We start from the raw sequence: 22,503 nt of genomic DNA, 5'->3' as shown, positions 1-22,503 counted from the left end.
CTGGCACATATATCCTCTCACTTGCCATTTACTGCCGGCCGAACAGACGAAAATTAATATTGACAATATTTTCCTAATACACCATTATTTGCGTTTTACACACCATGCCTATTTCAGGGGTAGCCTCTTATGGATGCAGTCCTTGAAACGGGTTAGAATGACGGAGCGACAGGACACAGGGCAGTCTGCGGGCGATGCCGGGCTCGCGGACCCCACTGACGAACGGTCGAACTGTGGCGTCGGGGTCGTAATGGACCTCGACGGCGGGAAACAGAGCCAGGTAGTACAGGACGGGCTCGACCTCGTCGAATGTATGGAACATCGTGGCACGACCGGTGCCGAATCCGAAACCGGTGACGGTGCCGGAATAATGTTCCAGATACCGCACGAGTTCTTCGCCGACGAAGTCGACGCGGATCTGCCGTCCCCCGGCGAATACGCCGTCGGCTCACTCTTTCTCCCGCAGGACGACGACGCGAGAGCAGACCTGAAGACCCTCGTCGAAGAGACGTTCGCCGAAGAAGGACTGGATGTCCTCGCCTGGCGGTCGGTCCCGACCGACAACTCGACGCTGGGCGACACCGCTGTCGAGTCTGAACCAGACGTACAGCAGGTGTTCGTCACCTCCAGCGAGGGGAAGACTGACAAAGAATTCGACCGGCAACTCTACGTCGGCCGCCGCGTCGTCGAGAACAAAGTTGACGAGGAACAGCCACCGGGACACGAACGGTTCTACATCGTCTCGCTGGACAAAGACACCGTCGTCTACAAGGGGCTGCTTCTGGCCGAACAGGTCGCCGAATACTTCCCGGAACTCCACGACGAGCGGATGACCTCGACGTTCGCGATGGTCCACGCCCGTTTCTCGACGAACACGCTGGGCGCGTGGCACCTCGCGCACCCGTACCGCAACATCATCCACAACGGCGAGTTCAACACGATTCAGGGTAACATCAACTGGATGCGCGCCCGCGAGACAGACATCGCTCACGAGGCCTTCGGCGAGGACATCGACAAAATCAAGCCAATCATCGACGACCCCGAGCAGTCCGACACTGCGAGCGTCGACAACGCGCTGGAACTGCTCATGCAGGGCGGGCGAGACCTGCCGCACGCGCTCCGGACGCTCATTCCCGAGGCGTGGCGCGGTGAGGCAAACGACGTGACCGGCGACCGACGTGACTTCTACGACTATCACGCCTCCCTGGTCGAACCGTGGGACGGCCCCGCACTCGTCGCTGCGACCGACGGCGAGCGCGTCGGCGCTGTTCTCGACCGTAACGGGCTTCGTCCCTGCCGGTACGATATCCTGAAAGACAACACGCTCGTCATGTCCTCCGAAATCGGTGCACTGGACTACGACGAGGACGAAATCGCAGAGCGCGGCCGTCTCCAGCCCGGTCAGTGTTTCCTCGCCGACCCCGAGAAGGGCCGGGTTGTCCCCGACGAGGAAGTGTTCGAGGACCTCGCCGACGACAAGTACGGCGAGTGGGTCGAACAGGAGCAGGTCGAACTCGGCGATATCTCCCTGGACGACGACAACCTTCCGCAGGGCGACGTCTCGGCGCTGCGCGCTCACCAGGCGATGTACGGCTACACCTACGACGAGGTCGACCACCTGCTGGAGCCGATGGCCGAGAAGGGCAAAGACCCCGTCGGCTCGATGGGTGACGACACGCCGCTATCGGTGCTCTCACAGTTCAACCGGCCGCTGTTTACCTACTTCAAACAGCTGTTCGCACAGGTGACGAACCCGCCGCTTGATTACATCCGCGAGGAACTGGTCACATCGCTGGAGTCGCGGCTCGGTCACCAGCGGAACCTGCTCGACGAAACACCGGAGCACGCCCGGCAACTCGTCCTCGATTCGCCCATCCTGACCGACCAGGAGATGCGAGATATCAAAGAAATCGACGAGAACGGGCTTTCGACGGCGACCGTTGACATCACGTACGACCCCGACGAGCAGGACCTCGAAGCGGCCGTCGAGACGGTCCGTGAGAAGGCCGACGAAGTTGCCCCCGAACACGACATCGTCGTGCTCTCGGACCGCGATGCCGGCCCCGACGAGGTACCGATTCCGAGTCTGCTCGCCGTCGGCGGCGTTCACCACCACCTCGTCCGCAACGGCCTCCGCAACCACGTCGGACTCGTCCTCGAATCCGGCGACCCGCGTGCAGTCCACCACTTTGCGACACTCATCGGCTACGGTGCCGGCGCAATCAACCCGTACCTCTCCTACCAGACCATCGAGGACCTCGTCGCCGGTCCCGACGGCGCAGACCCCGCGAAGGCCATCGACGCCTACATCAACGCCGTCGAGGACGGCCTGCTGAAGACGATGGCCAAGATGGGTATCTCTACCGTGGAGAGCTATCAGGGCGCACAGATTTTCGAGGCTATCGGCCTCTCCTCGGATTTCGTCGCCGAGTACTTCGAGGGAACCGAGAACCGGACCGAGGGAATCGGTCTCGAAGAGATAGAGAAAGACCTCGAACGCCGTCACGAAGTCGCCTGGGACGAGGAGGAAGAACCGAAGATGGAGCGGGTCGGGGAGTACGAGAACCGCTCGGGTGGTATCTACCACTCCTGGAACCCCGACACGGTCGGCACGATACAGCAGGCCGTTCGGATGGGCGATTACGAGCGATACCAGGAGTTTTCCGACCTCATCAACGACAAAAACGAGAACCTCCACACGCTCCGCGGGCTGCTGGAGTTCGACAGTGACCGGGAACCGATACCAATCGAGGATGTCGAACCGGTCTCAGACATCGTCAAGCGCTTCGAGACAGCTGCGATGAGTCTCGGGTCGCTTTCGCCGGAGATGCACGAGAACAACGCGATCGCGATGAACCGCATCGGTGCGAGTTCCAACACTGGCGAGGGCGGCGAACCACCGGAGCGGTTCAACACAGAGAAGGGAAGCGCAACCAAGCAGGTGGCCTCGGGTCGTTTCGGCGTCACGTCGACCTACCTCGCCAACGCCGAGGAACTGCAGATCAAGATGGCACAGGGTTCCAAGCCCGGTGAAGGTGGCCACCTGCCCGGCAAGAAGGTCAACGAGATGATCGCCCACGTCCGGTACGCGACGCCGGGCGTCGGCCTCATCTCGCCGCCACCGCTGCACGACATCTACTCCATCGAGGACCTCAAACAGCTGATTCACGACCTGAAGGCCTCGAACCCGGAGGCAGATGTCAACGTCAAACTCGTCGCCGAGGCCGGCATCGGTACCGTTGCCGCCGGCGTCGCCAAGGCAAACGCCGACGTGGTCCACATCTCCGGTGACAACGGCGGGACCGGTGCCTCACCGAAGACGAGCATCAAGAACGCGGGCCTCCCGTGGGAACTCGGCGTCTCCGAGGCCAACCAGATGCTCCGCGCGACGGGGCTCCGTGACCGTATCAAGGTCACCACCGACGGCGGGATGAAGACTGGCCGAGACGTGGCCGTCGCCGCGTTGCTCGGTGCCGAGGGGTACGCATTCGGAACCGCTTCCATGGTCACGTCGGGCTGTGTCATGGCCCGGCAGTGTCACGAGAACACCTGTCCGGTCGGCGTCGCCACCCAGAACGAGAAGCTCCGCGACCGCTTCCCCGGCCAGCCCCAGCACGTCATCAACTACATGACGTTCGTCGCGCAGGAACTGCGCGAGATCATGGCCGAACTCGGCTTCGAGACGGTCGACGAGATGATTGGCCGCGTCGACGTGCTCGAACAGCGCGACGACGTCGAACAGGAGAAAGCGAAGAAACTCGACCTCTCGGCGGTCCTCGCCGAACCCGAGACCGACTACGACATCGACCGGTACAAGACCCAGCCACAGGACCACGAGGTCGACAAGCAACTCGACTGGGAGATTCTTGACCAGGCCGAACCGGCAATCGAGAACGGCGAACCGATGACGCTCGACCTCGATATCGACAACGTCGACCGGACAGTCGGCGCGACGCTGTCGAGTCGTATCTCGCGCGAGTACGGCGTCGAGGGACTCCCCGAGGACACGCTCAACCTCCGATTCGAGGGGACCGCGGGACAGAGCTTCGGTGCCTTCACCCAGAGCGGCGTCACGATGGACCTCGTCGGAACGGCAAACGACTACGTCGGCAAGGGACTCTCTGGCGGGAAAATACTCGTCCGGACGCCCAACGACGCCGGCTACGCCGCCGACGAGAACATCGTCATCGGCAACGTCGCCCTCTACGGCGCGACCCAGGGCGAGGCCTACATCAACGGCGTCGCTGGCGAGCGCTTCGGCGTCCGTAACTCCGGTATCAAGGGGGTCGTCGAAGGCGTCGGCGACCACGGCTGTGAGTACATGACCGGTGGTGCCATCGCCGTCCTCGGTGAGACCGGCAAGAACTTCGCGGCCGGAATGAGTGGCGGCGTCGCCTACGTCTACGACCCGGACGACGAGTTCGAGAACCACGCCAACACCGGGATGGTCACGCTCATGGGGACTCTCGAACCCAAGGACCGAGATATGCTAACCCGTCTCGTCGAGAATCACGCCGCCTACACGGACTCCGACCGCGCGGCCGAGCTACTCGAGGACTGGGACGAGGAAATCGAGAACTTTACGAAAGTCATGCCCGACGCCTACGCGGAAGTCATCGAGGAGCGCGACCGCGACGACGTGCGCAACGAGCTTCCGCCGGCCGCAGACTCGACTGTGACGGCGAGCGATACCGTTCGCGGCCACGCCGACGACTAAAACGGTATCCGCGAGCAGTTACACCCAATCTTGTAGACAATCCGTCGAGCAAAACGGCAGGTCGACCTTGCTCTCGGCATCCATCACGTGTGCTCTGAGTGTGTAGGCTTCCGCGTCGGTTTCACAGTTAACACAGCTCATATCTGTCTCTTGGGTTGCCTGCCAGTTTGTTATGTAGTTGTTACCAGGTAGCTCGCTACCCAGAGAGTGGACCGCAACTCGTTCTCGGCTACCGTGAATACCGGGTGCTGTCCAGAGAACGTAACTGAACAGAAGACGGTCGATAGTCGGAGAGTTAACCGAGATCAAGCGTTCGGCTCTGGAACCGTGCTGTAGCTCCCCTCGATGACGACGAGCGGCCCGTCGATCGTGACCGACCGGTCACTGGCTTCGGTCCCGATAGCGGCTTCCAGGGCAGATCTGTCGTTGACCTCGCCTTCGCTCTCGTATCGAATCGCAAGCGACGAGGTCATACTCTCCTCTGAAAGGGATGCGCTGCTCGCGATGCCATTGATGTTCCCGTCGAGGTCCGTCTGTGAGAAGCCGGTCTGGCTGCCTTCACCGCTGTCGGGTGTCGAGTTCAGCGGTCTCGCCTCCGAACTGAACGACGTGCCCATGATAGCACGGTCGGGAAGGGCAGTCATCAGGTCCGCAAACGCCGCTTCGTTCTGACTCAGTGGCGTCTCGTCACCAGCGCCGGCATCGGCGAGTCCCTTCGCGCGGGCCAGCGGGTCGTCCACTCCGTCACTGCTGCTCTGGACAGTGATGATAGTCTCACTTGAGAGGGCGACGACAGCACCGCTTGTGTCGTTCTCGTAGAGGGTGTACCCGCTGTACTCCTCGACTTCTGATGCGCCAGCGCCTTCGACACTCTGGGCGAGTGACTCCTCGTCGTAGGAGCCTTCCAGGACGATGCCACCGCTGGCCACGTGGACGAACTCCGTGGGGCCGTCTCCTTGCTCCTGAACCACCGAATCGACGCCGAGCTGGGCGAGACCGAAGCCGACGGAAAATGCCCCAACAAAGAGAAAACTCACTGGCGTCGTGGCGAGCACGTCGTTCTGGAGCGCTTCGTTTTCGTCTGGTGTCGCTTGACTGTCGTCCATATTCGGAATCGACTGCCAGTCCAGTGAGACAGCGAACATCTCCCGGTCTGCATTGGCGTCAGCGTACACCCACTCGTTGTACCGCGCTGGCGGTTCGCCATCAGTACTATCGTTGCCATCCGGCGTTTCATCTTCTGTCTCGTCGCCTTCCCCGTTGCCACCATCTTGACACCCTGCCAGACCGCCGGTCGCTGCGACGCTTGCCATCCCTGCAATCTTGACGAACTGTCTTCTGTCCATGAGCCTACAATTTTGTGTGAGTTTGTAAAAGTTTTTGCTACGACATAAACGCGGGATGTGATTCTCTCGGGAGATGCGACGGCGGACCGACGCCCGAACTGTTAACACCGCCGCCTCTCCACGGGTGAGTATGTTCGAGAAGTCAAGCTGGATACGCCTCCCGCGGAACGTGCTGGTGGGCCACGGGGTTATCGAGCAGACTGCCGCCGCGGTCGACGACCTGCATCTCTCGGGGCGGCCGCTCATTGTCACCAGTCCGACGCCGAAGGAAGTCGCCGGCGACCGACTCTACGACCAGCTGGCGGCACGAGGTGACGACCCCGCGCTGGTCACCGTCGAAGACGCCTCCTTCGAGGCCGTTCAGGACGTAATAGACGCCGCAACTGAGGTCGACGCCGGCTATCTGTACGGCGTCGGCGGCGGCAAGGCAATCGATATCGCGAAGATGGCCTCCGAAGACCGAGGGGTCGGCTTCGTTTCGGTCCCGACCGCAGCCAGTCACGACGGTATCGTCTCCGGGCGCGGGTCGGTCGCCGAAGGTGACACGCGCCACAGCGTCGCCGCCGAACCGCCACTCGCAGTGGTCGCAGACACCGAAATCCTGGCGGACGCTCCCTGGCGATTGACGACGGCGGGCTGTGCCGATATCATCTCGAACTACACGGCTGTTCGCGACTGGCAACTGGCCAACCGCCTGAAAAACGTCGAGTACTCCGAGTACGCCGGTGCGCTCTCTCAGATGACCGCCGAGATGCTCGTCCAGAACGCCGACTCGATCAAACAGGGACTCGAAGAGTCGGCCTGGGTTGTGGTGAAGGCGCTCGTCTCCTCGGGCGTCGCGATGTCGATTGCAGGCTCCTCCCGTCCGGCGAGTGGAGCCGAACACCTCTTCTCGCACAAACTCGACCAGCTCGTTCCCGACGCGGCGCTCCACGGTCACCAGGTCGGCATCGGGGCGATGATGACCGAGTATCTCCACAGCGGCGAACACGGCGAGTGGACGAACGTCCGCGACGCGCTTGCGACGATTGGCGCACCGACGACTGCCGAAGAACTCGGTATCGACGACGAAACCGTTATCGAGGCGCTGATAACCTGTCACGAAATCCGAGACCGATACACGATTCTCGGCGACGGAATGGACGAAACAGCAGCCCGAGAGGCGGCGTCGGTCACGGGTGTCATCTGACCGCGCTGCCGACGACTAGGCGTAGGCAGGCTGGACGCGTTCGTCGAGTTGTTGCCAGGTCGTCTCTTCGGTGGGGGCACCCGTCTGATAGCTCCCGTTGAACACGACAACGAGGTTGTACAGCGTTCCCGCGTTCGGGTCCCCGCCGTTCCGGAGGCCCGCAATCGTCACCTGTTCGATGCCCTCGATGACGCAGTCGACTCCCGTCCGTTCCCGGACTGTCTCGCAGATTGCTGCACCGAGTGCTGTGTCCAGCTCCGCCTGCACACCGGGCAGTTCGAGGTCCTCATCGCCGTCGACGTGGAGGACATCGTCTTCCTCATTGCGGACCGCGATGTATGCGGAGACCGGTTCGGGATTCCCCCGTTCTCGCATGCTCGTGTACTGTTCACCGGGAAGCGTGATGGTCGTCTGATTGATGTCGAACGACCCGTGTGTCGCTTCCAGCTCCGTCATCTTGTCTTCGACGTGCTCCCGCGACCGCTCGGCCACTCCCATGAAATCGGAAATGAACTCCTCCCGGATAAAGCCCGCTAGACGTTTCAGCTGCTGATATCTGCTTGCTGTTCTGTCGGGTCGCAACATCGCGTTCGATAGTGCGTTTTTTGCCTGTCGACCGTGCAGTGAGTGGCAATGACCGAGTACGACTACGAGGAGTTGGGTCTCGTCGCCGGGCTGGAGATTCACCAGCAACTCGACACCGCGACGAAACTGTTCTGTCAGTGTCCCACCCGTCTGCGCGAACCTGAGGAGTCTGACCGGCGATTCACCCGGTATCTCCACCCGACGAAGAGCGAACTCGGTGAGATAGACGCGGCCGCGCTCGAAGAGAGCATGGTCGACCGCGAGTTCGAGTATCTCGCCTACGACACCACCTGTCTCGTCGAAGAGGACGACGAGCCGCCCCACCGCGTCGACCGCGAAGCGATGGAAGTCGCGCTCGAAATCGCACAGCTGCTCGACATGGTCGCTATCGACCAGGCGCAGGTGATGCGGAAAATCGTCGTCGACGGGTCGAATACGACTGGCTTCCAGCGCACGATGCTGGTCGCGACCGACGGCGAAATCCAGACCGAAGACGGACCGGTCGGCGTCGAGGACATGATGCTCGAAGAAGAGAGCGCCCAGCGCGTGGAAGAGACCGACGACGGCGTCCGCTACAGCCTCGACCGACTTGGGATTCCGCTGGTCGAAATCGGAACCGACCCCGACATCCGAACCCCCTCACAGGCCAAGGAGGCCGCCGAGCAGATCGGGATGTTGCTGCGCTCGACCGGCCAGGTAAAGCGCGGACTCGGGACGATTCGCCAGGACGTGAACGTCTCTATCGCCGACGGTGCCCGCGTCGAAATCAAAGGCGTCCAGAGCCTCGACGACATCGACGATATCGTCCGCAACGAGGCCGGCCGGCAGGTCGAACTACTCGACATCGCGACGGAGCTCCAGGAACGCGACGCAGCAGTCGGCGAGCCGACTGACGTGACCGACGTGATGGCAGAGAGCGACAGCGGCGTCATCCAGGGAGCGCTCTCCGGTGGCGGCAAAGCGATGGCCGTCAGACTCCACGGCTTCGACAGCCTCGTCGGCCGCGAAATCCAGCCCGACCGCCGGCTCGGGACGGAACTGGCCGACCACGCAAAGCGCCACGGTGCGGGCGGCATCTTTCACACCGACGAACTGCCCGCGTACGGCGTCACCGAAGCCGAAGTCGGCGCACTTCGTGACGCTGTCGACGCCGAACCCGAAGACGCCGTCGCGCTGGTGGCCGACGACCCCGAAACCGCCGAACTGGCAATCGAAGCCGTCACCGACCGGGCGGAGACTGCGATGGCGGGTGTCCCGGAGGAGACCCGCGACGCGAACGAGGACGCGACGACGACTTACCTCCGACCGCTCCCCGGCGCAGCGCGGATGTATCCTGAGACGGACGTGCCGCCGGTCGATCTCGACCCCTCGGAGGTTGAGACGCCGGAACTGCTGACCGAGAAAGTCGAGCGCTATCAGGCCGAGCACGACCTCAGTGCCGGTCTGGCCGAACAGGTCGCCTACGGCAGGTGGATGCCGCTGTTCGAGGAAATCGTTGATGGAGATGACGGCGTCGACCCGACACTCGCCGCCGGGACGCTGGAATCGACACTCACGGAACTCCGCCGAGACGACGTTCCCGTCGCGAATCTCACCGACACCCATCTCACGGATGCACTCAATCTAGTCGACGACGGCGAGGTCCCACAGGAGGGGCTGAACGACCTTCTGACTGCACTCTCGAAGAATCCGGACCTCAGTGCGGCGACGGCCGTCGAACAGGAGGGACTGGGTGGCGTCAGCGAGGACGAGGTCCGCGATGCGGTCGTCGATGTCGTCGAGCGAAACGCCGAACAGGTCGAAGACGAAGGAATGGGTGCGTTCTCCGGCCTGATGGGCGAGTGCATGGGCGCGCTCCGCGGGAAAGCAGACGGCGATACCGTCAGTTCCGTGCTCCGCGAAGAGATTCAAAAGCGCGCGTAGGTCCACACATGGCGTCAGGCCACCCGCGCTGGAATCTGTGTGACTGTCACGACGAATCGATTGCCGCAGTCACACGCGACCGTTTCGCTCCCCTCTTCGACCGTAATCCACGTTTCACAGTCGTCGCACAGAACCTGGGCACGTTGTCGGTCCATATGCGTAGATGCGCCAGAGGGACCAAGAGTATAGACTCTATACGGGTCGGTGTTTTGTTCGATAACTGCCGGACGCACACAGAATGCACTCGTTACGGCGGATATCCACGAGGGTGGTCAACCCGTGGGAAACGCGCTATTCGTCGTCCTGGTAGTTCTCGCCGTCTAGCCGCTCGCTTGCACGGCGAAACAGCCCGCGAAGCGTCCGCACTTCGCGCCCGGTCGGATTTGCGCGACCGAGTAATCGCCGCCACATCCGCCGGGTTTTCGGCTGTTTTTCTTCGGTGTGACCCAGCGCCCGCAGGAAGTCGGCAAACTGGTCGTGCAGTCCCTCGATAGCGACCTCGTCTGCGCGGTCGATAGCGTCCGGTAACTGATTCTCTTCGACGGTTACGTCGCGGAGTTCGTACAGCAGAATCGTCGCGGCCTGTCCGAGATTTAACACGGGATACGCCGCACTGGCGGGAATCGCACAGATTTCGTCCAGTCGCGCCAGTTCCTCGTTGCTCAGCCCGTTTGCCTCGCGACCGAACACGATGCAGGTGTCGGCGGCGACACCCCGGAGGTGCGCTGCGAGCTCGTCGGGCGTTTTGAACGGATAGCGAACATGGCTGTCGGCGCTCTCGTTTGGAACCGCCGTACAGCCGACGGTGTGGTAGTTCTCGACGAGGTGGTCGAACGGTACTTCACGGGCGTTCGGGAGGATATCTTCGCGAGCCTGCCCGGCGAATCCGTAGGCCTCACCGTCCCGGTCCAGTTCCGGCGGGTCGACTAGAAGCAGGTCCGTCAGTCCGAAGTTCTTCATCGCGCGAGCGATGGTTCCGATATTGCCGGGTGTCTCGGCGTCGACCACAGCGACCGACACCGTTCTGGTCGCGCTGTTCCCGCTGGTGCTCATATATCCAGCGCGTCGGTATCGACGTCGAGGGCCTCGCGTTCGGCTTCCTCCATCTCCTGGAGTTGCTCGTCAACTTCGGGAATTCCTTCCTCTTCGGCCGCTTCTGGCACGTCGGGTGCCTCGGGGAGGTTGTCCGGGTCTTCCTGGACGTGTTCGAGTCCGCCGTATCCCTCTGGCGCACGGTTGCCTTCGAGGAACCACTCGTGAAACGCATCGGGGAGGTCGCCGCTGCCTTTGTACTCGTCGCCGCCTTCTTCGCGGAACCAGTACAGGAAGTCCGCCTCGTGTTCGTCACAGAGGACGACTTCGGCCATCGGCTCCCCGTAGACGATTTGGGCGGCGTTTGCCTGCTCGAGGTTTTCTTCACCGTGAATGAGCCAGCAGGCGTCACACGGCTCGCCGAGTATCGACGAGAGGCGCACCAGCCGATAGACCGTATCGTCTTCCATCTCTGTGAGCGGTCGGATGTTACCCTCCTCGTCGAAGACTTCCTCCTCGTCGAAGCGCCATCCCCGCAACCCGATCGAAACTTTGGCCATACTGTCTCCTCCGCTCCGCGCGGTGAAAAATTGCCTGAACCGTGGCCGCACTGCCGTGACAGTGATACCCGCCAACCGACTCGATTCAGAGAGTTCCCCAACCGACCGGCTTAACAGGATTGCGCCCAAGTCACGGCTATGCGAACTGTCGACGCCGCCGGGCTCCCGATCGGTGACGACCACCCTCCGCGAATCATGGGTGTCCTCAACGTCAGCCAGGAATCGCCTTACGATCCCTCTGTCTACGATGACCCCGGCGAGGCCGCCGAGTACGTCGATACCGAACTCATCGGCGAGGGTGCCGACATCGTCGACATTGGACTCGAATCCGCGAACAAGAAATTCGAGGTGCTCTCGGCCGAGCAGGAACTCGACCGTCTCGAAACGGCGCTCCAGACAATCGACTCCGTCTCAGGAGATGCCGTCTTCTCGATCGAAACGCGGTATCACGAAGTGGCCGAAGCGGCGCTGAATGGCGGGTTCGACATGGTCAACGACATCTGTGGTTTTGCCGACCCGATGATGCCCGACGTCTGTGCGGAGTACGACGTGGCTGTCGGCAAGATGGCGAGTCCGCCGGACCTCGAACGGCCGGGTGCGGTCGAGGACGTCGACGACATATACGAGGCGCTTTTCCAGAATGGGCTGACAGACAAGACCATCGTCGACCCGGCCTTTGGCGGGTGGAGCGAGGAGAAGACGCTCAAAGACGACCGCGAGACGTTCCGTCGGCTCCGCGAGTTCCGAGCCATCGGCCAGCCGATACTCGTCTCGATCAACAGAAAAAACTTCCTCCGGGAACTCGCCGACCGGTCGACCGAGGAGGCGCTGCCAGTTTCGCTCGCGGCCACGTCGATGGCCGTCGAGCGGGGTGCCCACGTTGTCCGAACCCACGACGTTGCCGAGACGCGCGATGCGGCTCTCGTTGGCAACGAGTTCGCCCGCGAGCGGGTCCGCGACGAGACTGTCGAAGAACTCGACGTGACCACCGTCCGGGAGGCGACCCGGCACCTGACGAACACGGAGAGTTCACCCGATTCTGGTTCAACCGTTTCGCGGTTGTTCGCGCTCGATGTTCCGGCTCCTGCGCGGCAGTCGCTGACTGACGCCGCCAGGAATACTGCGGCCATCACCGCAGACACCGGAGAAAAGGTGCTGCTCGGCGGCCCCGTCTCGACGCTACTCGAACTGACCGAGCGGGTACGTGACCCACCCGCACTCGCCGACGCACTGGATGGGGTACGGGAAGGGTGTAGGTGAGAAAACTTATGCCGGATGCGAGTAAACCTCCGCTTGAAGGCCGAAAGGGCACCTGGGCAGGGGTAGTTCAGTGTGCCATTTCGGCTCAACCCGGTTTATATAGAACCTACTATTCATCAGTGGAAACACATAAACCGATAGACAGCGACAGTTTTGTTGTCCTTACTGACAGCATCGGTGGGTAGTAATGGACTACTCGACCTGGGAGCCGGTGTACGATTCGATCCTCGACGATTTCGGTTTCGAACGGGCTGCCGACGAACGTGCTCGCGACAGGCTCGCCGATTTGCTCGATACCACTGCCACGATTGGACCGGACCGATTGGATTTCGCGGGTGAAACTGTCGCAATCGCGGGCGCAGGATCCAATCTCGAAGCGGAAGCCGAGCGTGCAACTGCTGCCGACAGCGTCGTCGCTGCCTCGACTGCCGCGGACCGACTCGACGCGTGCGGTGTCGGCGTCGACTGTATGGTAACTGATCTCGACAAGAATCCCGAAACTGTGGCCCACCTCACCGCTGGGGGAACTCCCGTCGCCGTCCACGCACACGGCGACAACATCCCGGCACTGGAGGCCTACGTCCCGACGTTCGATGCTGAGGCGGTGATTCCGACGACGCAGGCTGCGCCGACCGCCGTCGTCCACAACGTGGGTGGCTTCACCGACGGCGACCGCGCGGCGTTTCTCGCCGACCACTGCGGTGCTGAGACACTCACGTTCCCGGGTTGGGACTTCGACGATCCGGCTGTCGACCCGATGAAACGGCAGAAACTGGTGTGGGCCGAGCGGCTCCTCCTGTGGCTCGAACGCCGGCGCGGCGACCAGTTCGCCGTTCTCGACGGGCGTCGCGACGCCATCGACGACGCAGCGCTGCCGGACTGAACCCGCCGTCTCGTCGCAGCCTCCTTGGCCGAACATATTCGGAACCATCGGGATGGATATCCGAGACAAACTGTCTTGCATGGCTGCCATTCCGTCGGATATCGAGACGGACACCCAGCCGCCGATGACGATTCCGCTCCGACACTTCGTGGTCGGCTTTGGCTTCCTCCTCGTCGGCGCGGCTCTCGGCGTCTGGACAGCGCTCGGCACTGGTGGTGGGTTCGCTGGTGTTGCGCAGTTGCACCTGTTACTGGTCGGCTGGGTCTGCGTGACCATCATGGGCGCGATGACGCAGTTCGTTCCGGTCTGGTCGGGCGTACCTCTTCACTCACGGCGACTCGCCGCCGCCCAACTCGTTTTCGTCGCAGTCGGGCTCGTCGGTCTCGTTGCCGCGTTTCTCAGCAACGTCTGGTGGCTGTTCGTCCCCGCCGGACTCGCGCTCGTCGCAGGCCTGTGGACGTTCGTCTACAACATTGCGCGGACGCTCGCCAGACTCGACAGCCACGACGTGACCGAGCGTCACTTCGTGCTCGCGCTGGGATTTTTCGCGCTGCTCGCACCGCTCGGATTGCTCCTCGCGGTCGGACTCTATCAGCCGTTGGGGACGATGCTTCCGGTGTCTCGACCCGATATTGTCGAGGCCCACGCTACCGTCGCCGTCTTCGGCGCTGTGCTGACGACTGTTATCGGTGCGCTCTATCAACTGGGAACGATGTTCACACAGACCGAACTCCACGGTATCGACATACCCCTCCAGCGTGCCGAGACAGTCGCGTACCCAATTGGCGTCCTGTTGCTCGCCGGTGGTCGGCTGGTCGACCTGCGAATCGCTGCGATAGTCGGTGGCGTACTGGTGACGGCCAGCCTTCTCGTCGTTGCGGGTATTCTCGCCCGCCGACTCGCGGAGACGCAGGTCGACTGGACGCCGATGCTCACGCGGTACGCCGTGTTCGTCGCTGGGCTCGCTCTCTGGTCTGCCCTGACGCTGCCGGCGTGGCTCGGCGACCCGCTCGGTCGGAGCGTGGTTTTGGGTGCAGACGGGACCGAATTCCTGCTCGTCCTGGGCGGTATCGGTTTCGTCGTCTTCGGGACACTGTACCATATTGTTCCCTTCATCGTCTGGGTCCACCGCTACAGCGACCTGCTCGGATTCGAGCCCGTGCCGATGATAGACGACCTCTACGACGGTCGAATCGCCGCCGTGGACTCCTCGCTGCTGGTCGCTGGCGTGGTCGGACTCGTCCTCGCGGAGCTCGCCGACCTCGCGTGGTTGACACTCCCGGGTGCCAGTCTGTTTGCTGGCGGCAGTCTCCTCTTTGTCGCCAACATGGTGCTGGTCCTCTATCGGCACAGTCCGCGCTCGCTCCGCGACGTGGTCGGACTGCCTGCCAAGACCGAGCCCTGATCGGAGCGCAGGGCTGTTTGCGCTGGGGATGCAACGACTGGTATGGGCTACCACGTCGTCGACCCGGAGACGCTCTCCCCGTCTGAAGACCACCCGTGTGACCGGCGCTCGCTGACGGAAGCTGTCGACCTCTCGGCGCTCGCATCGGCCGTTTACGACATCGCGCCCGGCGAACAGTTGCCACGGTCGTACCACTACCACGACCAGCGCGAGGAACTGTTCTACATCATCGACGGTAACCTGACCGTCGAGACACCAGATGGCGACTACACTGTCCCCGCCGGTCAAGTGTTCGTCGCCGAGCCGAAGAGTCCACACCGGCCGTTCAATCCCGCCGACGCTGACCGGTCGGTTCGCGTCCTCGGTGTCGGGGCTCCCCGGTACGACATCGGCCGCCCCTTCGACCCCGAGACGGACGAACTGCCGGACGGCGTCGACGCTGACTGACCAGTCCCTCAGACGCGAGCAGGTGGACAAACGGCAGGGTTAAAGAGCGCGGCTGTCGAACTGCAGCGCAATGTCCGCCGAGCCGACGGCGCTGCTCGAACAGTTGGGGCTGACCGAGTACGAACAGCAGGCGCTCGCGGAGTTGCTAACGCTCGGCCGGACCACCGCCCCGAACCTCGCGGAGGCGACCGGGATACCGAAGGCTCGCATCTACGGCGTCCTCGACGCACTCGCCGACCGCGGGTTCATTAAGGTGGTTCCCGGTCGACCGAAGGAGTACCAGCCCAAATCTCCCGCCGACATCCTCGACCGGGCCGTCGAGAACCGTCGCCAGGAGTTCGAACAGTTCACCCACCAACTCGACGAGATGCGCGACGCGTTTCTCGACGAGTTCCAGCCCCGCTACGAACAGGCGAGCGAGGAGATCCGGCCCGCCGAGGAACTGTTCTACGTCGTCGACGTGGGCGAGCCAAGCGAGCGCGAGACGCGCCGGCTCTACAACGACGCCACCGAACAGGTGTACGTCATCACGAACAGCTTCGCGTACTTCGAATCCGTGGAGTCGACTGTCGCGGACGCGCTCGACCGCGTGGGCGTCGACGCGCTCTTTCTCCACCCCGACCTGCTCGCCGAGGCAAAACGCCCAAAACAGGCTGAAATCGTCGAGTACATCGAGGAGAGCTATCCGGAACTGGGACTTCGGTTTTCGACCGGGCGACTACCGTGGCGCGGGACGCTCATCGACCCGAGTCTCGACTACGACTCCGGCGAGGCAATTTTCCTCGTGGAGGAACCGACCGTCCCCAATCACATGCGCCAGGCCGCAATCACCGAAAACGGCTCCTTTGTCGCCGGGTTGAAGCGGTACTTCGACCTCATCTGGGAGTACGAGAGCGTCGAGAATCCGTCGTAGCCGAGATGGTCGTCTGTCGGCAACGACAGCCCGCCGTCGGGACTACTTTACGTACCCGAGGTCTCGCATCTGCTCTTTGAGATCCTCCGGAACGTCTTCGTCTTCAGAAACATCTGTCCGACTACCTGCCGACTCAAAAATGACATCGGCGTCGTGGCTGACGAGGCGGTGCTCGAAGTCCTGCCAGAGAACGGTCGCCTGGTCGTGCCACGGCGCAACGGTAATCGTGTAGTCGGTGTCGGTTTCCAGCAGATTGTTCCCGAGCCACGAATCGGGCACCTCGCCGCCGGCGCTGGCGGTAATCGTCGGCGCCAAATCGAGGAGACTCAGCGGTCCCTCGTCGACCGGAAGCCCGTCGAAGATGACCGGGACCTTTACCAGACAGTCGTCGACGCGGCGCAACTGCGGCTGGTGAAAGTAGTACCCCTCGTCGTCGAACCCCTCACCGTGGTCGGCAGTAAAGACGAGTGCGGGGTCGCTGTCGATGTTTTCGAGCAGGTGCTGGACGTTCTCGTCGGCGCGAGCTAGCGAGTCGCGGTACTTCCCTTCGATTTCGTCTTTCTCGCTGTCGGTGAGTTTGTTCGGCTTGAAAAACGCCTTCTGGTCCAGTTCTTTCGAGACGGCGTCGTCGCCGGCACCGTAGGGTCGGTGGGTCTCCATCAGGTGAATCCAGAGGAAGCGTGGCGATTCGGCCTCGTTGAACCACTCGATTGCCTGCTCGACCACTTCGCGGTCACGCGGTCGGTCTTCGCTCTTTGCGTGTGGGGGATAGAACTTGTAGTAGATCTTCCGGAGTGTGTTGAAGCGAGCGAGATACTGGCGGAGCCCGCTGCCGCGGTTGCCGGGGTCGAGAAAGCTGTCGTAGCGGTCGAAGCCGTCGCCGAACCCGAAGGTCGCGTCGGTGTTCGGGTTCGGAGAGAGTCCGAGACAGGTGTACCCGGCCGCCGAGAGCTGTTCGGCGAGCGTCGGGTTTTCGACGCGCCCGGTCAGTACCGATTTGAACGTGGAGGAGTGGATGCTGGCGAGGCTGGGGCGAGTGTAGTGAGCAGCTGCCATTCCCTCCTGGACGTCGAACGAGGAGAGATACTCCATCGCGTCCATGTAGTCGTACCGCACGGAATCTGCGGTGACGAAGACGATGTCCTCCATTGGCTCGAAAATGTCTCAGTCGGGGTATCAGGCTTTTGATTCGCTTGGCCACCAACCAACTCGGCCGTATTCACCGAATCCAGGTGATGAAAATCGTCCGCATCAACCCGACCGCGTAGCCGAGCTTCGGCTTTTTCGTCTCCCCGGCCTCTCGCTCGTGAATCGTCACCGGCACTTCACGGATTCGGAGGTCGTTCTTCCGCGATTCGATGATGAGCTCTGGTGCAGAGAAGCGCTCTTCGGTGAGCGTCAGCTCCGGCAGCCGTGACCCGCGAATCGCGCGGTAGCCGTTGGTACAGTCGGTGATATCCGTCTTCGCGAGGCGGTTGATAAGCCAGGTAAACACCCGGATACCGCTCTGTCGAGTCACTGAATTGCCCGACTGGTCCTCACCGCGGTATCGCGAGCCGAGCACGTAGTCGGCCTCGTCGGCCGTGATAGGGTCGACCAGTTCCGGCAGTTGGTCGGCCGGGTGTTGCCCGTCGGCGTCCATCGTTACCACGATATCGGCGCCGTGGCGAATCGCAATCTGGAAGCCGGTCTTCAGCGATCCACCCTGGCCCTGGTTGAGTGGATGCTCGACGACGATAGCGTCGTACTCGCGGGCGACCTCGGTGGTCCGGTCCTCGGAACCGTCGGAGACGACGACGGGCGTGACAGCGTGTCCGTCGACGCGGTCCGGAAGCGACGAAAGCACGTCGCCGATGGTGTCCTCCTCGTTGTATGCGGGAATGACGACGTAGAGGCTGTCCTCATCGGCGATTTCGGCGCTGGGTTCGGGTGCTTGCTGCGCAGTCAATCCACGAGTGAGTTCGCCGACAGTCGCCTGATTGCCGCTTACGGCAGCGACGAGATAGAGAATGAACAGGAGAAAGATGGCGTTCGCGAGAATCTGGACGAAGATGAACCGACTCTCGATGTTTACGAGGTCACTGAACGCACCGACGACGCCGGGGGCGAACGCGACGACGAGGAGTCCGGCGGCGACGAGGACGCTCACGCCGAGTTCGGTTCTGGAGAAGGTCGTCCGATAGCGTTCGAATCCCCAGAGGAGCACGAAGAGTGCGAGTGCGGTAAACAGCAGCGTGAGAATCTGGTTGCTCAGTCCGGGGAGGGTAGCGAGCGGACCGGTGGCAGACGTAACCGCCATGCTGATTCAGTTGAGGAGAGTCACCACGGCGGTTTGTATCTACCGATGAGAATCGGAGGCAGGGTCACCGTACCGCCGCTCAGCAGCGAAAGCACACAACACAAGTAGGATGGCTGGCTACGTCGGTTCAGATGCCACAGCCACGTGCCGCGCTCTCCGTCGACGTGGAGTTCTTCTCCCACCTGCCCGCCTATCGAAGGGCGAGGGGCACGACGGACCAGATGGCAGTCGGCCACGACGGTATCGACTTCCTCCTCAATGCCTTTGCCGAGAGTGGTGGCAGTGGCACGTTTTTCACCGTCTCGGAGATTGCCGAGACCCACCCTGAGACTATCGCCACCATCGCTGACCGTCACGAACTCGGCTCGCACACGCACACTCACCGCCACCTTTCTGAACTCTCACCCGACCAACGACGCGCACAACTGGTCGATTCGAAACGACAACTCGAAGCGACGAGCGGGGCTGACGTGACTGGCTTTCGGGCACCGTCTTTCGACTTCGCCGACGACCACTTCGAGATGCTCGCCGACATTGGCTACGAGTACGACTCCAGTATCGTTCCCTGCCGGTCGATTCCTGGCTGGTACGGCGGCGAGTACGAAACACAGCAGCCAGTGCCTGCCGGTGTCGTCAGCCCAGGCGCGCCCGACGCACTGACGGAGGTGCCGGTCGCAGTGATGCCGGGACTCCGCCTCCCGCTCACGGGCACGTGGATTCGCTTTTTCGGGGTTCGATACACGATTTTGGGGATGGAACTCCTTGCCCGCCAGGGAATCGCTCCGGTGCTGTATGTCCACCCGTGGGAACTTGTCGACTTACCCGCTGTCGAAGGCGTCCCATCCCGTGTGTACTGGCGCACAGGTGAGTACATGAGACGGGCAGTCCGCCGCATTCTCGATTCGTCCTTCGAATTTGTCCCAGTCGGACAGATTGCCGAAGAGAGCACCAGTGGAGGAAGCGGGTACCGATGAATCCACGGTGGAAAAGACGGCTGATTACTGCACTCCAGTGGGGGCTGACCATCGTCGCGCTCTGGTACGTCGCCCGGGGAATCTCCTGGCGAGAGACGCTCGACCTGCTCGCTGGCGTCGACCTGTGGATTCTCGCCGTCGTCGGCGTCGTCACCGTGCTGGAGTTCGGAACCAGATTCACGCAGTGGTGGGTGTTGCTCAACGGTATCGGGTCAACGCACCTCGTGACCGCGGCGCGTATCGACCTCGTCATCAAGTTCATCAACCACATCATCCCCTCGAAAGTGTCCGGCCACTCGATAGCGCCACTGGTGGTCAGACACTACACCGACAGCGAGTGGACCGATTCCGTAACTGTTGCTGGTCTGAATACGGGCCTCTACGCGATGCTCTACGGAGTCGTTGCCATCGCTGGACTGGCTCTCTTCTTGCCGCGCCTGTCGGGTGGTCTCGTGGTCGTCATTTTGCTGTCGACAGCGCTGTACGCTGTCGTTGGCGTGCTCATATTACTCGCTGGCCGCCGCCTCGAACTCGCTGGCGTGCTGTTCCAGCGACTGGATCGACTCGTCGTCCGCGTCCCTCGTATCGGCGATCGGCTGGCCGGACTCGTCGGCAAACTCCCGACCTTTACCGAAGAATCGGCCGCAGTCTTCCGTGATCTCTCCGCGCGACCGAGTGTGGTCGTCCCGTACGCCCTCGCGTGGGCGGGGACGCTGATGGTATTCCCCGGCCTCCGCGTCGCGCTCGTCCTCACGGGACTCGGCGGGAGTTTCACGCCACTTTGGCTCCTGCCAGTCGTGCTCGTGATGGCCTACAGCGTGACGGTCCTTCCACTGACGCCAGGTGGTGTCGGAATCGCAGAGGCGTCGGCGACGCTCGTACTGGTCAGCCTCGGTGTCAGCGAAGAACTGGCGATTGCTGTCGTTCTCGCCGACCGCGTATTCGGCGTGTATCTGCCGGCCCTGCTCGGTGCGATTCCGATGGCCGACCTCGACCTGGCGACGCTGCTGTCGAGCGAGCAGTAACGCCGCGAATGCGGACGCTTCCGCCCGAACCTGCCGGGCAGACGAAACGTATATCCCCTGGCATATCCCCTTTCGAACCAGATGACGCGGACCTTCGTCGTCGGCCTCGACGGAGCCAGCTGGCTCCTCGCAGAACCGTGGATCGAAGCGGGCCACCTGCCGAACCTCGCCGCCCTGCGCGAGAGTGGTACCTACGCGACGAGTCGCAGCTGTCTGCCGCCGGTCACCTACCCCAACTGGAAGTGCTATTCTTCCGGGAAGAACCCGGGAAAACACAGTGTCTACTGGTGGGAGCGCATCGACCTCGCCGAGGAACGCATCGACATCATGAGCGGCAGCGACTACAAGACTGCCGAACTCTGGGACTACCTCAACGAGGACGGCCAGACCGCCGGCGTCGTCAACATGCCCTCGATGTACCCGCCGCGAGATATCGACGGGCTCGTGGTTTCTGGGGGACCCGACGCCGTCGAAGGCGAGTACCGCTCGCTTGATTCGGGGTACACTGCACCGGCGGACCTCGAACAGTGCCTCGTCGATGAGTACGACTACCGGGTCCATCCCGACCCGCTGCTTTCCTCGAACGAGGAGACTGGCGAGGAAGTCGAAGAGATTCTGCGACTGCTCGAACTTCGACTGAAAGTCGCTCGCGACCTCTTTGTTGAGGAAGAACTCGACTTCACGCATGTCACGCTGTTTTACTTGAATGTCCTGCATCACTTCTTCTGGGACGACGAACCAGTCCTGCGCGCCTGGAAGCTCGTCGACGAGTGGCTGGGCGAGTTGGCGGAACTGGAGGGGAACCTCGTCGTCATGTCCGACCACGGTGCGGCCGCGACGACGACGGAGTTCTATATCAACGAGTGGCTCGCCGAGAACGGGTATCTCACTCGGCGGACGGGCGTTGAGGACTACTTCCAGCGCGTTGGGCTCACCCGCGAGAATGCGCTCGGGGTCGCGAAGCGACTGGGGTTAGTGGAGACACTTGCGAAGACTGTGCCCGAGTCGATTCAGGAGATGGTGCCACAGTCTGCCGGTGCCAAACGCGAGCGGAAAATGGAACTGATCGTTCCTGGTGAGACGAAGGCCCTTGCGAGCGGGCAGGGGCCGATTTATATCAATCCCGTCTACAACGTGGACGAGGTTCGTGAGCAGTTGATTGCTGATCTTCGGTCTGTGACTGACGTGGACGGGGAGCCGTTGTTTGCGGGAGTTTATTCAGCTGATGAGGTCTACGACGGTCCCTACGTCGATATTGGCCCGGACGTGGTGGTTGACCAGCGTCCCGGTGTGCACGTGAACGATGGCATGGGTGGCGACAGTATTCAGACGAAGCCCGACCGCTGGGCTGCCGAGAACACGCCGACTGGTATATTTTTAGCGAACGGGCCGGATTTCCAGGCCGCGGGTGATATCGGCGAGATTGCGATTCAGGATATGATGCCGACTATTTTGGCATCTCACGGTGTGGATGTTCCAACTGATATTGATGGTGAGGTGTTGGATATTTTTGTTGAGGAACCAGATGTGGGGACGCGGGAGCCGATTGATTACGAGACCGCGCGTGTTGGGACGGATTCTGAGCAAGTGGAAGATCGGTTGAAGCAGTTGGGGTATATGGAGTAGTGTGACTAAGATTTATTGTTGTGGGGTAATCTATCAGGAGGGTTCTTTGTTTGTGTTTTTCCTTCATCTTCAACCATAACTGCTTAACAATAGCCGAATATAAGGGAGATACTGGCTGATACGACCGTCGCAATATCTGCGCCACTCAAGTCATACTGCCAAATAATAAGTCTGTTTAGTCTGCTTGATCTGTCTGTCGCGTTTCCAGTATTTAAAACCGGCGTGAAGCCGGTAATGGCGACCTGATGGCTGCGAATTCCAACTCTCAGCAAAGGCCGCCAACAGGAAAAACGGACGCACCGTACTTCAATTCTGATCA

The 22,503-nt window shown here is 61.9% G+C and carries 18 protein-coding genes; 11 read left to right on the top strand and 7 right to left on the bottom strand.

The features are described from left to right. Nucleotides 1-157 precede the first annotated feature (157 nt). Nucleotides 158-4,717 (top strand): glutamate synthase large subunit, encoded by a 4,560-nt coding sequence (gene gltB / locus WDJ60_RS12230; RefSeq protein WP_340100759.1) that lies wholly within the window; start codon nt 158-160, stop codon nt 4,715-4,717. A 305-nt stretch (nt 4,718-5,022) separates the two neighbouring features. Here the strand turns inward: gltB and WDJ60_RS12225 are convergent, their stop codons facing one another. Then, a complete protein-coding gene (locus tag WDJ60_RS12225; protein ID WP_340100757.1) occupies nt 5,023-6,063 on the bottom strand; it encodes a hypothetical protein in 1,041 nt (346 codons plus the stop codon). A 130-nt stretch (nt 6,064-6,193) separates the two neighbouring features. Between WDJ60_RS12225 and WDJ60_RS12220 the strand changes: the two genes are divergently transcribed. Beyond that, entirely contained in the window at nt 6,194-7,252 is a 1,059-nt protein-coding gene (locus WDJ60_RS12220; RefSeq protein ID WP_340100756.1) for an NAD(P)-dependent glycerol-1-phosphate dehydrogenase, read from the top strand. A gap of 15 nt (nt 7,253-7,267) precedes the next feature. On the opposite strand, the gene WDJ60_RS12215 is transcribed toward WDJ60_RS12220, so the two are convergent. Continuing rightward, the gene (locus WDJ60_RS12215; protein ID WP_340100754.1) at nt 7,268-7,750 is read right to left on the bottom strand and encodes a hypothetical protein; all 483 of its coding nucleotides are present in this window, start codon (nt 7,748-7,750) and stop codon (nt 7,268-7,270) included. Between the two features lie 135 nt (nt 7,751-7,885). Between WDJ60_RS12215 and gatE the strand changes: the two genes are divergently transcribed. Then, the gene (gatE, locus tag WDJ60_RS12210; RefSeq protein WP_340100753.1) at nt 7,886-9,760 is read left to right on the top strand and encodes a Glu-tRNA(Gln) amidotransferase subunit GatE; all 1,875 of its coding nucleotides are present in this window, start codon (nt 7,886-7,888) and stop codon (nt 9,758-9,760) included. A 14-nt stretch (nt 9,761-9,774) separates the two neighbouring features. On the opposite strand, the gene WDJ60_RS12205 is transcribed toward gatE, so the two are convergent. The 3 genes from WDJ60_RS12205 to WDJ60_RS12195 all read right to left on the bottom strand — a co-directional run bounded on the left by WDJ60_RS12205 (nt 9,775) and on the right by WDJ60_RS12195 (nt 11,352). After that, complete coding sequence (locus WDJ60_RS12205) at nt 9,775-9,915, bottom strand: hypothetical protein (RefSeq protein WP_340100752.1); 141 nt, start codon at nt 9,913-9,915, stop codon at nt 9,775-9,777. Between the two features lie 136 nt (nt 9,916-10,051). After that, the gene (locus WDJ60_RS12200; protein WP_340100751.1) at nt 10,052-10,813 is read right to left on the bottom strand and encodes an RNA methyltransferase; all 762 of its coding nucleotides are present in this window, start codon (nt 10,811-10,813) and stop codon (nt 10,052-10,054) included. Further along, nucleotides 10,810-11,352 (bottom strand): DUF8114 family protein, encoded by a 543-nt coding sequence (locus WDJ60_RS12195; RefSeq protein WP_340100750.1) that lies wholly within the window; start codon nt 11,350-11,352, stop codon nt 10,810-10,812. The genes WDJ60_RS12200 and WDJ60_RS12195 overlap by 4 nt, the downstream gene beginning before the upstream one ends. A gap of 138 nt (nt 11,353-11,490) precedes the next feature. On the opposite strand from WDJ60_RS12195, the gene folP reads away from it, so the two are divergent. The 5 genes from folP (at nt 11,491) to WDJ60_RS12170 (ending at nt 16,260) form a co-directional block, all read left to right on the top strand. After that, nucleotides 11,491-12,612: a dihydropteroate synthase gene (folP, locus tag WDJ60_RS12190; protein ID WP_340100749.1), complete on the top strand. Its 1,122-nt coding sequence runs from the start codon at nt 11,491-11,493 to the stop codon at nt 12,610-12,612. 187 nt (nt 12,613-12,799) lie between these two features. Further along, a complete protein-coding gene (locus WDJ60_RS12185) occupies nt 12,800-13,495 on the top strand; it encodes a 6-hydroxymethylpterin diphosphokinase MptE-like protein (protein WP_340100748.1) in 696 nt (231 codons plus the stop codon). Between the two features lie 79 nt (nt 13,496-13,574). Further along, a complete protein-coding gene (locus WDJ60_RS12180; protein ID WP_340100747.1) occupies nt 13,575-14,900 on the top strand; it encodes a hypothetical protein in 1,326 nt (441 codons plus the stop codon). A gap of 42 nt (nt 14,901-14,942) precedes the next feature. Then, nucleotides 14,943-15,347, top strand: a complete 405-nt coding sequence (locus tag WDJ60_RS12175) for a cupin domain-containing protein (RefSeq protein WP_340100746.1) — start codon at nt 14,943-14,945, stop codon at nt 15,345-15,347. Nucleotides 15,348-15,417: 70 nt separating this feature from the next. Continuing rightward, a complete protein-coding gene (locus WDJ60_RS12170; RefSeq protein ID WP_340100745.1) occupies nt 15,418-16,260 on the top strand; it encodes a TrmB family transcriptional regulator in 843 nt (280 codons plus the stop codon). Between the two features lie 42 nt (nt 16,261-16,302). Here the strand turns inward: WDJ60_RS12170 and WDJ60_RS12165 are convergent, their stop codons facing one another. Together WDJ60_RS12165 and WDJ60_RS12160 are read right to left on the bottom strand one after the other, a co-directional pair. Continuing rightward, nucleotides 16,303-17,409, bottom strand: a complete 1,107-nt coding sequence (locus tag WDJ60_RS12165; protein WP_340100744.1) for a sulfatase-like hydrolase/transferase — start codon at nt 17,407-17,409, stop codon at nt 16,303-16,305. Nucleotides 17,410-17,479: 70 nt separating this feature from the next. Beyond that, a complete protein-coding gene (locus tag WDJ60_RS12160) occupies nt 17,480-18,559 on the bottom strand; it encodes a glycosyltransferase family 2 protein (RefSeq protein WP_340100743.1) in 1,080 nt (359 codons plus the stop codon). A gap of 131 nt (nt 18,560-18,690) precedes the next feature. Here WDJ60_RS12160 and WDJ60_RS12155 point away from each other — a divergent pair, with 131 nt between their 5' ends. From WDJ60_RS12155 to WDJ60_RS12145, 3 genes are all read left to right on the top strand, one after another. After that, complete coding sequence (locus WDJ60_RS12155) at nt 18,691-19,533, top strand: polysaccharide deacetylase family protein (RefSeq protein ID WP_340100742.1); 843 nt, start codon at nt 18,691-18,693, stop codon at nt 19,531-19,533. Next, nucleotides 19,530-20,558, top strand: a complete 1,029-nt coding sequence (locus WDJ60_RS12150; protein ID WP_340100741.1) for a lysylphosphatidylglycerol synthase transmembrane domain-containing protein — start codon at nt 19,530-19,532, stop codon at nt 20,556-20,558. The genes WDJ60_RS12155 and WDJ60_RS12150 overlap by 4 nt, the downstream gene beginning before the upstream one ends. 81 nt (nt 20,559-20,639) lie before the next feature. Then, nucleotides 20,640-22,184, top strand: a complete 1,545-nt coding sequence (locus WDJ60_RS12145; protein ID WP_340100740.1) for an alkaline phosphatase family protein — start codon at nt 20,640-20,642, stop codon at nt 22,182-22,184. The last annotated feature ends 319 nt before the right edge of the window (nt 22,185-22,503 follow it).

Source organism: Salinibaculum salinum (genome assembly GCF_037645885.1).
GTDB classification, from domain to species: Archaea; Halobacteriota; Halobacteria; order Halobacteriales; family Haloarculaceae; genus Salinibaculum; species Salinibaculum salinum.
Note: the sequence above shows the minus strand (reverse complement) of the source record. Positions and strands in the feature narration are given on the sequence as shown.